This is a genomic window from Anaeromyxobacter diazotrophicus, assembly GCF_013340205.1.
Taxonomy (GTDB): Bacteria; Myxococcota; Myxococcia; order Myxococcales; family Anaeromyxobacteraceae; genus Anaeromyxobacter_A; species Anaeromyxobacter_A diazotrophicus.
This window is the reverse complement of record NZ_BJTG01000005.1, coordinates 384,741-396,896: the sequence shown is the minus strand read 5'-3', so window position 1 is coordinate 396,896 and position 12,156 is coordinate 384,741. Positions and strand designations below refer to the sequence as shown.

Sequence of the window (12,156 nt, the reverse complement as noted above, 5' to 3'; positions counted from 1 at the left end):
TCACGCCCGCGCCTCCCCGCGCGCGATGGCGCCCGCCCGGCAGACCTGGGCGCAGAGCCCGCAGCCGGCGCAGCGCGGCCCGTCGATGGCCATGGCCGCCGTCCCCTCCGCCAGGGCCGGGCACCCGAGGCGGAGGCAGGCGCCGCACCGGTTGCACCGCTCGGGCGCGACGCGGAACGGCGCGCCGCTCCGCGCGCCGGCGGGGCAGCGCCCGCGCGCCACCAGCACCGAGAGCCCGGAGGCCGCCAGCTCCTCCCGCAGCGCCGCCTCGCAGGCGGCGAGCTCGCCCACCTGCACCTCGCGCACCCGCGCGGCGCCCAGGGCGCGCGCGAGCTGCGCCAGGTCCGCGCGGCGCTCGCCCGGCGGCGCCGCGCCGTCCTCCAGCACCACCACCGCCCCGTGGCCGTCCTCGGCCGCCTGCGCCAGGGCGAGGGCGCCGGAGTGGAGGAAGCTCTCCTCGGAGGTGAGCGCCACGAGCCGCCCCCGCACGCGCGGGCCGAGGACCGCCGCCGCGCCGTGGGCCAGCGCGGGCGCGGCGCCGGGCGCGAGCGCCGCGTCCACCACCGCCAGCGGCGGGAAGACGCCGGGGGCGGAGCAGGCGAGGTCGGCCACGACGCCGGCGCGGGCGCGCTTCAGCGCCTGGAAGAGCGCGCGCCGCGGGCAGCCCGGGCACGCCTCGCGGGGGCGCGGCGGGGCCGGCGGCTCGGGGCGCGCCGGCCGCGCGACGCCGGAGAGCGCCCAGCCGACGAGCTCGGGCGAGAGCTCGCCCAGACGCGGCAGGCCGTCCTTCCCGCGGCAGGGGATGCCGGCGGCGCGCACCTCGGACTCGAGGACGGGCTCCATCTCCTCCACCACCGCAACCCGGTCCACCGCGCGCGCGAAGTCGCGCACGAGCTCGCTCGGCAGGGGAAAGGAGAGGCCCAGCTTCAGGGTGGAGGCCTCGGGCAGCGCCTCGCGCACGTACTGGTAGGTCGGGCCGCTCGTCACGACCCCCAGCGCCCGCGAGCGGAGCTCGACCCGGTTGAGCGCGCTGTCCACCCCCTCGGCGGCGAGCTGCCCGAGCCGCTCCTCCAGCCGTGCGGCGAGCGTGCCGCCGTGCTCGGCGACGAGCACGCGGCGGGCGCGGTCGCGCCGCAGCCCGGCCGCGGGGCGCGGCGCGGGCGCGCCGAGCTCGATCGGCCGCGCCTCGAGCAGGAGGCGCGCGGTGACGCGCAGCACCACCGGGGTCGCCCAGCGCTCCGAGAGCTCGAGGGCGGCGGCGAGCTGCGCGAGGCACTCGCGCGCGTCGGACGGCTCGAGGCAGGGCAGCTCCAGCGCGCGCGCCAGCGCGCGGCTGTCGCTGCGCACCGGGCCGAGCGCCAGCCCGGGGTCGTCCATCGCCAGCACCACCAGGCCGCCGGCCGCCCCCGCCAGCGCGGCGGCGTGGAGGGCATCGGCCGCGCCCTCCAGCCCGGAGAGGACCGCCAGCGCCCGGGCGCCGGCGAGGCTGGCGCCCAGCGCCGCCACCGCGGCGGCGCGCTCGGAGGGGGCGCGCTCGGTGCGGACGCCCTCGCAGGCCGCGGCCGCCAGCACCGCCGCGAGCGGCGGGGAGCACGGCCGGCCCGAGACGAGCGACACGCCCCCCTCGGCCGCGCCCCGACCGATCGCCTCCGCGCCTGTCGACAGCCTCTTCACCGGGGCGACCCCCAACCCGCCGCATCCCGAAACCTGGCTGGCGCAGGAGGTGCGATTACGATGCCAGGCGTGCGCGGAGCCGCGCATGGGTCGGCGGCGGCCAGGTACGGGCAGTTACGCGCCGGCGACGCCGTGCGGGCGGGCGCTCCGGGTCGCGGGGGTGGGTCAACTCACGCCGCGCGCGCGGCGGAGCGGGTCATGTGGCGCAGCGGTGACGGCGCGGGGAGCTCGCGCGCCGGAGCGCTATCGGGAGCCGAAGGCGGTGACGAGGAAGATCGCGATGAGCGTCGTGAGCGCCGTGGCCGCGATGGCGCCGAGGACGAGCGAGCCGATCACGGCCGCGCGAGCGGGCCCCGGGGGAGGGAGCTGGGCGGCGATATCGAGGCGGCGGAGCAGGCGCATGCGCGCGGCATGATAGCCGAGCCGGCCGCCGCCGTCGACGCGCGACGGGGGGGCTACCGCCCGTCGGCGCGCGCCAGGAGCACCACCGCGCCGACGATGAGCGCACCCCCCGCGAGCCGGAGCGCGGTGGCCGCCTCGCCCAGGAAGGCGGCGGCGAGCAGCAGCGTGAAGACCGGCTCGACCGCCGAGTACACCGACGCGCGCACCGGCCCCACCCGCTCCAGCCCGGCCAGGAAGAAGCCGATGGCGAGCACCGTCCCCACGAGCGCGATGCCGGCCACCCCCACCCAGCCCGCGGACGTGGCCGGAAGGTGCGCGCCGCGCGTCGCCACCGCCGCGCCGTAGACCATCGCGGCGGCGGTGGTCACCACCGCGGTCGAGGCGGTGGGCGTCACCGAGCGCGGCAGGCGGCTCCCGGCCAGGATGTACCCGGAGTAGATGAAGGCCGCGGCGAGGCCGAAGGCGACCCCGAGGGAGGTGCCCGGCCCCGGCCGCCCCACGGTGAGGACGCTGCCCGCGAGCGCCAGCGCCACCGCGCCGAGCTGCGCCTTCGTGAGCGGGTGGTGGAAGACGGCGCGGGCGAGCAGCGCCACCAGCGCCGGGTAGAGGTAGAGGAGCAGCGCCACCAGCCCGGCGGAGGCGAGCTCGAGCGCGGTGAAGTAGCAGAACGCCTGCCCGGCGTAGCCCACCGCGCCCATGGCCACGAGGGTGGCGAGGGCGCGGCCGCGCGGGATCGCGGCGCGCTTCCAGGCGGCGAGCGCCCACATGACCGCCGCCGCGGCGGAGAAGCGCAGGAGGAGGAGCGTGGGCGTGTCCACGCCGTCCCGCGCCGCGAGGCGCGCGAAGAGCGGCATGCTGCCGAAGCAGAGCCCCGAGGCGACCACGTAGACGATGCCGAGCGCGCGGCCGCGCGGAGGCCCCGGATGGGAGTCCGAGGCACCGGCGGGCGGTGCGGGGAGCGGGCGAGCGTTGGCCTGGTTCACGGGCGAGTCCAGCATCTTCGCACGTTCACTGCCCGGCGCCGACACGCGCACCCGACCCGGGGCATCCGACAGGCGCGCCCACCGCTGGCCTTCGGCGGCCCAAACCAGGTACAAAGGCGTACCAGCATCATCGACCTGTCCGGACTAGAAAGCCCACGCTCGGCCGCCGCCGCCTCAGCGCCGGGGCGGCCCGCGGCGACGCGTGAAGAAACCAAGGCCTTCCCACGTTGTTGAGGTTTGATGAACGTCAAAGCCGCCAGCTCCGCCGCCGCGCTCGCGCTCCTCCTCGCCGGAGGGTGCCGCAGGGACGAGGTCACCCACTACCGCGTACCCAAGGAGAAGGAGGAGGCGCCGGCCGGCCTCACCTCGGCCGCGGTCACCTCCGCGCCGCCCGGCATGGCGGGCGACGTGCCGCCCCCGCCGCCGCCGTCGGGCGCGGCGCGGCTCACCTGGACCCTGCCGTCCGGCTGGACGCAGTCGCTCACCGGCGGGATGCGCTACGCCACCCTCAAGACCCCGGTCACGGGCAAGCTCGACGTCTCGGTGGTGGTGCTGCCCGGCCCGGCCGGCGGCGAGCTCGCCAACGTGAACCGCTGGCGCAACCAGATCGGCCTGCCGCCGCTCGACGAGGCCGCGATGGCGAAGGCGCGCCGGACGGTCTCGACCAAGGCCGGGCCGCTCGCCGTCTACGACTTCACCAGCGACGGCCAGCAGAAGAGCCGCGTCGTGGCCGGCCTGGCCGAGGCCGGCGGCAGCACCTGGTTCCTCAAGATGACGGGCGACGAGCAGCCGGTGTCGGCCGCCCGCGCCCAGTTCCTCCGCCTGCTGGAGAGCCTCCGCCTTGACGACGCAAGCTAGCCTGAAGTCGGTGGCGAGGACGCTGCTCGACGTCCTCACCTCGCTGAAGCTCACCATCGTGTGCCTGGCGGCGCTCATGGTGCTGGTGGTGGCCTGCACGCTGGCGCAGGTGAGCCTCGGCACCTACGGCGCGGTGAACCAGTACATCCGCAGCTTCCTCGTCTGGGCCGAGGTGCCGGGCACCGGCTGGTCGGTGGCGGTCTTCCCCGGCGGCGCGCTGGTGGGGCTCGTCCTGGCGGCGAACCTCATCGTCGCCCAGGGCCGGCGGCTCGAGCTGTCGTGGAGGAAGGCGGGGCTCTGGATCGTCCACGCCGGGCTCATCCTGCTCTTCGCCGGCGAGTTCGCGACCAGCGCCTTCCAGGTCGAGTCGCGGCTCGCCATCGAGCAGGGGCAGACCCTCAACTTCGTCGAGCGGCAGCGCGGCCTCGAGCTGGCGGTGGTGGACGTGACCGACCCGGCGCACGACGACGTCTACGGCGTCCCGGAGGCGCTGCTCGCGCGCGGCGGCGACGTGGCCGTGCCGGGCACGCCGCTCACCCTGCGGGTGAAGGGCTGGTACCAGAACGCGGAGCTCGTGAACCGCGGCCCGGCCGACCCGCCCACGCCCGCCACCGCCGGGGTCGGGGTGGGGGTGGCGGTGCGGGAGATGCCGCCCGTCACCAGCGACGACGACATGAACCGCTCGGCCGCCTACGTGGAGCCGGTGGCGGGCGGGCGCAGCTACGGCACCTGGCTCGTGTCGAACGTGCTCGGCGCCCCGCAGGCCTTCATCCACGAGGGGCGCACCTACCGGCTGCAGCTCCGGCAGCAGCGCCAGTACCTGCCCTACGCCATCACGCTCAAGAAGTTCAGCCACGACGTCTACCCGGGGACCGACATCCCCAAGAACTTCTCCTCGCTGGTGCACCTGTCGAACCCGCGGCGCGGCGAGGAGCGCGACGTCCTCATCTACATGAACCAGCCGCTGCGCTACGACGGGAAGGCCTTCTACCAGGCGAGCTTCGGCAAGGGCGACACCCTGTCGATCCTGCAGGTGGTGGACAACCCCGGCTGGCTCATCCCGTACATCGCGTGCGTGCTGGTGGCGGCCGGGCTGGTGGTGCACTTCGGGATCGCGCTCAGGCGGTCCATGAGGCGGCGCGGCGCCGCCGCGCAGGGGGCGTGACATGAAGAAGCTCGACCTCGTGAAGCTCGCGCCCTGGGTGGCGGGCGGCCTCGCGCTCGCGGCGGCGCTGGTGGTGGTCGCGCCCCCCGGGCGCGTGGCCGGGACCGATCAGGACGGGTTCTCGCGCCTGCCGGTGCTGGAAGGCGGCCGGCTCAAGCCGGTGGACTCGGTGGCGCGCAACTCGCTCCTCATGATCCGGAGCCAGCAGAGCTTCCGCTTCGAGGGGCGCACCGTCTCCGCCGACGAGTGGCTGCTCGACCTCATGTTCCGGCCGCAGGAGGCGGACCGGATGCCCTCCTTCGTCATCAACGACCCGGAGGTGCTGGGCCTGCTCGGCCTGCAGCAGACCGCGGAGCGGTACTATTCCTTCGCCGTCATCGCCCCGCACCTGGAGGAGATCCAGCGCCAGGCCCAGGCGGCCCACGCCATCGACGCGAAGCAGCGCACGCGCTTCCAGTCGGCGGTGGTGAACCTGTTCGACCGCGTCTTCCTGTACTGGAAGCTGCGCAACACCATGCAGCTCGCCGGCACCCCCGGCCTCACCGCCGAGATCGCCGGGCGCGCCTCGCCGGGCGCGGCCGCCCGGCAGCAGGAGCTCGCGGAGGTGGCCTTCTTCCGGCCCATCCTGCCGGCGGCGGGGGCGCGCGCCGAGGTGTGGCGCAGCGTCGGCGACGCGCTCCGCACCGGGGCCGCCGCCCCGGCGGTCGACCCGCAGCTCGCCGCCTGGGGGCGGCTCGGGGAGGCCTGGGCGCGGCAGGACGCGCCCACCTTCAACGGCGCCGTGACCGAGCTCACCGCGCTCGTCTCCTCGGCGCAGCCGGAGGCGCTCCGCCTCACCGGCCACGAGGTGATCTTCAACCGCGCCCAGCCCTTCTACGTGGGCATGGTCATCTACGTGCTGGCGCTGCTGGCGGTCTTCGTCTCCTGGCTGTGGAAGCCGGCCTTCTTCCAGCGCGCCGCCTTCGGGCTGCTCGTGGCCGGGGCGCTCGTCCACACGCTCGGCCTCGTCTCGCGCGTCATCCTGCAGGGCCGCCCGCCGGTGACGAACCTCTACTCCTCGGCCGTGTTCGTGGGCTGGGGGGCGGTGGTGCTGGGCGTCGTCCTGGAGCGGATGTACCGCAAGGGCTTCGGCACCGCGGTGGCGGCGGCGAGCGGCTTCGCCTCGCTCATCGTGGCGCACCACCTCTCCGGCGACGGCGACACGATGGAGATGATGCGGGCGGTGCTCGACTCGAACTTCTGGCTCGCCACCCACGTCGTGACCATCACCATCGGCTACAGCGGCACCTTCCTCGCCGGCGCCATCGCCATCTTCTACACGCTGCGCCAGCACCTCGCGCCGCGCGTCGAGCCGGCCACCTCGAAGACGCTCGTCGCCATGGCCTACGGCATCATCTGCTTCGCGCTCTTCTTCAGCTTCATCGGCACCGTGCTGGGCGGGATCTGGGCCGACCAGTCCTGGGGCCGGTTCTGGGGCTGGGACCCCAAGGAGAACGGCGCGCTGCTCATCGTGCTGTGGAACGCCATCATCCTGCACGCGCGCTGGGGCGGCTACGTGCGCGAGCGCGGGATCATGGCGATGGCGATCTTCGGCAACGTCATCACCAGCCTCTCCTGGTTCGGCGTGAACATGCTCGGCGTCGGCCTGCACTCCTACGGCTTCATGGACAAGGCGTTCTGGGCGCTGGCCGCCTTCATCGGGACGCAGCTCGTGCTCATGGCGCTCTGCCTCGCGCCGCGGCGCTTCTGGGCGGCGGCGGTGCAGGGCCGGCCCGGCGCGGTGAAGCCGGCCTAGCGGGGTGCGCCCGGCGCTCTCGACCGGCCGCGGCGGGCAGGTGCTCCGCCCGCGGCCGCCCGCCGCGCCGCGGCGCGCGCGGTCCCTCGCCGCGCTCGCGCTGGGCCTCGCGCTCGCGGCGGCGGTCGGGGCCTGGGCGGGCCGGCTCCCCCCCTACGCCCCGCCGCCCCCGCCGGATCGCTTCGGCGGGCCGCTCGCGCCGGCGCCGCTCGTCTCGCGCGGCCGCCGCGTCGCCTCGCGCCCGCCGGGCGGCGAGGTGCTGGTGGACGGCCGCTACCGCACCTCCGCCGTCTGGTGCGGCGGGCACCCCACGCCGGCGGCCCCGGCGTGGGTGGCGATCGAGGTGGGCGGCGGCCACGACCGGCTGCTCCTCTCCTTCACCTCCTCCGGCAACCACGACTGGCGCGACCAGGTGAACGGCGCGCCCGCCGACTACCGCATCGAGACCTCGGCCGACTCGCGCGACGGCGCGGACGGCCACTGGCGCACCGCCGTGTCGGTGACCGGCAACCCGGTGCGCGCCCGCGCCCACGCGCTGGACTTCCACCATCAACGCTGGGTCCGGCTGGTGGTGACGCGCCTCCCCGAGCCCATGAACCCCTGGGGCCTCTTCCTCGACGAGATCGACGTGCACGACCTGTCGCGGGGCGGCACCGACGGCTGGGTCTTCCTCGGCGACAGCATCACCTCGACCGTGTTCGACCGCGCCCCGGCGCACCAGCCCAGCTTCGCGGAGGCGGTGGCGGCGCGGCACCCCGGCTACTTCCCGGCCATGGTCTCCGCCGGCCAGGGCAGCCTGCACCACCGCGACGCGCCGCGCCTGGTGGACGAGGTGCTGGCGCTCCTGCCGGAGGCGCGGGTGGTGGTGCTCGGCTTCGGCTCGAACGACGGCGACCCGGCCGCCTTCCGGGCCGACCTCGTGGAGGCCATCCGCCGCGTGCGCGCCGCCGGCCGGATCGCGATCGTCCCGCGCATCCCGTTCCGCCCCGGCTCGCCGGTCGACTACCCGGCCCGGCTCAACGCGGTGGTGGACGAGGTGACCGCCACGCTCGGCCTCCTCCCTGGCCCCGACCTCTACGCCTGGTTCCGGGACCACCCCGAGCAGCTCGCGGACGGCCTCCACCCGGACGACCGCGGCGCGGTCGAGATGAGCCGGCTGTGGGCGGAGGCGGTGGCGCCGCTCTACCCGCCGGCCGGCGCGGTGGCGGCGCGGTAGCCCGCCGCCGGCGGCGGCCGCCCCGGGGCAGCGCCCGCCCGCCTGCCTGGTGGCGTCGCGGTAGGCGCCCCCGCGGGCTGGCCCCGCCCGCCGCGGCGTGCTACATGGCGCGCCCTTGATCCGCCTCGACGCCATCGCGAAGCAGCACGGGCAGCAGATCCTCTTCCTCGAGGCCTCGGCCACGCTCCAGCGCGGCGAGAAGGTCGGCCTGGTCGGCCCGAACGGCGCCGGCAAGTCCACCCTCTTCCGCCTCATCACGCGCGAGGAGCAGCCGGACGAGGGGCAGGTCTCGATCGACCGCGGCGTCACCATCGGCCACTTCAGCCAGGACGTGGGCGAGATGGCCGGCCGCACCGCGGTGGCGGAGACGATGGACGGCGCCGGGCCGGTGTCGCAGGTGGCGAAGGAGCTCCACGACCTCGAGCTGGCGCTCGCCGATCCGGAGCGGGCGGACGAGCTGGAGGCGCTGGTCGAGCGCTTCGGGCACGTGCAGGCGCGCTTCGACGAGCTGGGCGGCTACGCGCTCGAGGCGCGCGCCCGCGAGATCCTGGCCGGCCTGGGCTTCTCGCCCGAGATGATGGACGGCGACGTGGGCGCGCTCTCCGGCGGCTGGAAGATGCGGGTCGCGCTGGCGCGCATCCTCCTCATGCGGCCCGACGTGATGCTGCTCGACGAGCCCTCCAACCACCTCGACCTCGAGTCGATCATCTGGCTGGAGGAGTTCCTGAAGGCGTTCCAGGGCGCCATCCTCATGACCTCGCACGACCGCGAGTTCATGAACCGGGTGGTCTCGCGCATCGTCGAGATCGACGCCGGCGAGCTCACGAGCTACCAGGGCGACTACGACTTCTACGAGCGCGAGCGCGCCATCGCCGAGCGCCACCAGCAGGCGCAGTTCGACCGGCAGCAGGCGATGCTCAAGAAGGAGCTCGCCTTCATCGAGCGCTTCAAGGCGCGCGCCTCGCACGCGGCGCAGGTGCAGTCGCGGGTGAAGAAGCTCGACAAGATCGAGAAGGTCGAGCCGCCCAAGACGCGCAAGACCACCGTCTTCGAGTTCCGGCCCGCGCCGCGCTCGGGCGACGACGTGGTCAAGATCGCCGGCGTCTCCAAGCAGTACGGCAGCCGCAAGGTGCACGACGGGCTCGACCTGCTCGTCCGGCGCGGCGAGCGCTGGTGCGTGCTGGGCGCGAACGGCGCCGGCAAGTCCACCCTCCTCAAGCTCGTCGCCGGCGCCGTCGAGCCGGACGCCGGCGCGGTGGCGGTCGGCGCGAGCGTCAAGATGGGCTACTTCGCCCAGCACGCGATGGAGCTGCTCTCCCCCGACCAGACCGTCTGGGACAGCCTGCAGGAGGCCTTCCCGCGCGCCTCGGTGGGCTCGCTCCGCTCGCTGGCCGGCTGCTTCGGCTTCTCCGGCGACGAGATCGAGAAGCGCTGCCGGGTGCTCTCCGGCGGCGAGAAGGCGCGGCTCGTCCTCGCCCACCTGCTCTACGACCCGCCCAACTTCCTCGTCCTCGACGAGCCGACCAACCACCTCGACGTCGGCACGAAGGAGATGCTGGTCCAGGCGCTCGCCGGCTATCAGGGGACGATGCTGTTCGTCTCGCACGACCGGCGCTTCCTGGCCGCGCTCTCGAACCGCGTCCTCGAGCTCGGGCCGGAGGGCGCGCGCGCCTGGGGCGGCGGCTACTCCGAGTACGTGGCGAGCACCGGGCGCGAGGCGCCGGGGCTGCGCGCCGCCGCCGTCGCGCGCTGAGGGGTCGCTGCGCGCGACGCCCGCGGTCCCCCGCGGCCCGGCCCGGCGATCAGCGCTGCTTCACCTGCACCGGCATGGTCTGGCGGCCGCTCTGCCCGGACACCGAGCCGCTCGGCGCCGAGAGCTTCGGATCGACCTCGCTCCTCGCGCCCGAGCGGTCCTCGCCGCGCGATGGTCCGCCGGCGAGCGGCGGCGCCGCCCCCGGGCTGCCGAGCTCGAGCCGGCTCACGCTCACGTCGTCGCCCGCGCCCGAGCAGCTGGCGCGCACCTCGTCCCCCTCGTTCACCTCGGCGAGGGTCGCCACCCGGCCGTCCCGCGTGACCTGGGTGTCGCCGTCGAGGTGCAGCGTGAGCCTGCTGTTCTTGAGGTGCAGCGTGCGGGTGGCGGGATCGAGGAGCTGCACCGGCCCCTTCACCTCCTGCTCCGCCCCGGCGCCCTGCGCCGCGCCGGCAGCGCTCGGTTCGCGGGCGCCGGCGGCGCGGCCTGGGTTCGCGAGCGTGAACAGCCCGCACAGCGCGACGGCCCTACCCATCGGAAGCGACCTCATGTGCGTACCTCCTTCGCGGCCGCGGGCCGCCGGCCCGCGCCGACGGCGTAGCGTAGGGATGCGCTCACCAAGACGCGCGGCGGCCGGGTCGATCGGCGCGGGCACGTACGGCGGCGCTCACGCCAGGCGCGCGCTCCGAGCGCGCGAACGGCGCCGCGGCAGAGAGGCGATCGCCGTCCGTTGCCGCCGGGCAGCGACGTCGAGCGCCTCGCACCGCTCGGCCGCCGCACCAGCTCCCGGGCATTCACGCTGCGTGATCCCCGCGCTGGGCCTCTCTCGCGCAGCGAGGCCCTGGAGCTCCAGCTCCCGCCGGGACGCCCCATCGGGCGCAGCCACTCCGAGCGAGCCCCCGCCCGGTCGCATGCAGGGCGGGCGGCGAGCGCCTAGCTTCGCGGCGTGGGGGGCACGCTGCTCAGCCATGGCGCGGGCCCGCTCTGGACCGAGCCACCCGTGGATCCGCTCGCCGCCGCCGCCGAGCTCGCGGCGGCGTTGGCGGCGTTGCACCGCGAGGGTCGGGTCCACGGGCGGATCCACCGCGGGAATGTCCTCCGCGAGGGTGGCAGGCTGGCGCTGCGGGAGGTGCCTGCGCCGACCGGCACCCTGCCCGCGCCGGAGGCCGACCTCGACGCGCTCGCCTGCGCGGCGCCGGAGCTCCTGCGCGGGCGCGGCGCCACCCGCGCCTCCGACGTCCACGCGCTGGCGCTGGTGGTCGCGGAGCTCCTCGCGGGGCGCCCGCGGGAGACGCCGGCGAGCGTGGAGGAGGCGGTGCACGCCGGCCTGCACCGCCCGGCGCTCGCGCTGGGCGCAGCGGTGCCGCCGCGGGTCGCGCGGCTGCTCCGCCGCGCCAGCTCGCGGCGCGCGCGCTGGCGCCCGAGCGCCGCGGCGCTGGCGCGGGCGCTCGGCGAGGCGAGCCGGCGACCCCAGGGGGCGCGCTCCTCTCCCCTGCTCGCGCCCCAGGCCCGCGCCCCGGAGCCCGCTCGCCCCGCGCGACCGGTCGAGGTCCCGGCGCCGGCGCCGCGCACCTGGGGCGCGCTCGCGCTGCGCCGCCTCGCCACCCGGCGGCGCGCCCTGGCCGCCGCCGCGGCGGTGGCGCTCGTGGCCGGCGGAGCCCTGGCGCTGGCGCGCCGCCCCGGCGCCCTGGAGCGGGCGGTGGCCGCGCGGCTCGAGGCGCGCGACCTCGACGGGGCGCGCCGACTGCTCCGCGAGGCCGAGCGCCGCGGCGGCGCCGGCCCCGTCGCCGAGAAGCTGCGCGGCGACGTCGCCTGCGCGGGACGCGCCTACGGCGAGTGCCTGCGGCGGTACGAGGCGGCGCTCGCGGCGCGACCGGCGCTCGGCCGCGACCCCCGGCTCCGCGAGAACGCCCTCGCGCTCGCCGCGCGCGGCGACGACCGCCGCGCGCTGGCGGCGGTGCTGGCGCGGCTCCCCGGCCTCGATGACGCGCTCGCGGAGCTGACGCGGAGCCCACGGTACTGGCCGCGCTGGAACGCGGTGCGGGCGCTGGAGGCGCGCGGCGCGCGCGACCGGATCGACTTCGCCCGCGTCTACGCCCTCGACCTGCTCCACGCCGGCAGCTGCGACACGCGCCGCGCGGCCGCCGAGCGGCTCGCCGCCCTCCGCGAACCCCGCCTCCTCCCCGAGCTCACCCGGGCCCAGGCGGCCGCGCGCGCGAGCTGGAGCGAGTGGCGCTGCACCGGCCCGGCGGTCGAGGAGGCCCTGCGCGCCACGCGGCAGGCCCGCGTCGCGGTCCGGTGAGGCTGGGGAGA

The 12,156-nt window shown here is 76.5% G+C and carries 10 protein-coding genes; 6 read left to right on the top strand and 4 right to left on the bottom strand.

Features of this window, described 5'->3' with window-relative positions; genetic code table 11:
- The 3 genes from HWY08_RS12765 to HWY08_RS12755 all read right to left on the bottom strand — a co-directional run bounded on the left by HWY08_RS12765 (position 1) and on the right by HWY08_RS12755 (position 3,074).
- Positions 1-1,617: a ferredoxin family protein gene (locus HWY08_RS12765; RefSeq protein WP_176065697.1), complete on the bottom strand. Its 1,617-nt coding sequence runs from the start codon at positions 1,615-1,617 to the stop codon at positions 1-3.
- 300 nt (positions 1,618-1,917) lie between these two features.
- Complete coding sequence (locus HWY08_RS12760; protein WP_176065695.1) at positions 1,918-2,076, bottom strand: hypothetical protein; 159 nt, start codon at positions 2,074-2,076, stop codon at positions 1,918-1,920.
- Between the two features lie 53 nt (positions 2,077-2,129).
- Positions 2,130-3,074 (bottom strand): DMT family transporter, encoded by a 945-nt coding sequence (locus tag HWY08_RS12755; RefSeq protein ID WP_176065693.1) that lies wholly within the window; start codon positions 3,072-3,074, stop codon positions 2,130-2,132.
- Between the two features lie 225 nt (positions 3,075-3,299).
- On the opposite strand from HWY08_RS12755, the gene HWY08_RS12750 reads away from it, so the two are divergent.
- The 5 genes from HWY08_RS12750 to HWY08_RS12730 all read left to right on the top strand — a co-directional run bounded on the left by HWY08_RS12750 (position 3,300) and on the right by HWY08_RS12730 (position 9,846).
- A complete protein-coding gene (locus HWY08_RS12750) occupies positions 3,300-3,917 on the top strand; it encodes a hypothetical protein (protein ID WP_176065691.1) in 618 nt (205 codons plus the stop codon).
- The gene (locus HWY08_RS12745; RefSeq protein WP_235969605.1) at positions 3,901-5,082 is read left to right on the top strand and encodes a cytochrome c biogenesis ResB family protein; all 1,182 of its coding nucleotides are present in this window, start codon (positions 3,901-3,903) and stop codon (positions 5,080-5,082) included. Before HWY08_RS12750 ends, HWY08_RS12745 begins: the two co-directional genes overlap by 17 nt.
- A 1-nt stretch (position 5,083) precedes the next feature.
- Entirely contained in the window at positions 5,084-6,877 is a 1,794-nt protein-coding gene (locus HWY08_RS12740; protein ID WP_176065689.1) for a cytochrome c biogenesis protein, read from the top strand.
- A gap of 4 nt (positions 6,878-6,881) precedes the next feature.
- Entirely contained in the window at positions 6,882-8,093 is a 1,212-nt protein-coding gene (locus tag HWY08_RS12735) for a GDSL-type esterase/lipase family protein (RefSeq protein WP_235969604.1), read from the top strand.
- 115 nt (positions 8,094-8,208) lie between these two features.
- Complete coding sequence (locus HWY08_RS12730) at positions 8,209-9,846, top strand: ABC-F family ATP-binding cassette domain-containing protein (protein WP_176065687.1); 1,638 nt, start codon at positions 8,209-8,211, stop codon at positions 9,844-9,846.
- A gap of 49 nt (positions 9,847-9,895) precedes the next feature.
- Here the strand turns inward: HWY08_RS12730 and HWY08_RS12725 are convergent, their stop codons facing one another.
- Positions 9,896-10,378: a hypothetical protein gene (locus tag HWY08_RS12725; protein WP_176065685.1), complete on the bottom strand. Its 483-nt coding sequence runs from the start codon at positions 10,376-10,378 to the stop codon at positions 9,896-9,898.
- A gap of 465 nt (positions 10,379-10,843) precedes the next feature.
- Here HWY08_RS12725 and HWY08_RS12720 point away from each other — a divergent pair, with 465 nt between their 5' ends.
- Positions 10,844-12,145 (top strand): serine/threonine-protein kinase, encoded by a 1,302-nt coding sequence (locus HWY08_RS12720; protein ID WP_176065683.1) that lies wholly within the window; start codon positions 10,844-10,846, stop codon positions 12,143-12,145.
- Positions 12,146-12,156 lie beyond the last annotated feature (11 nt).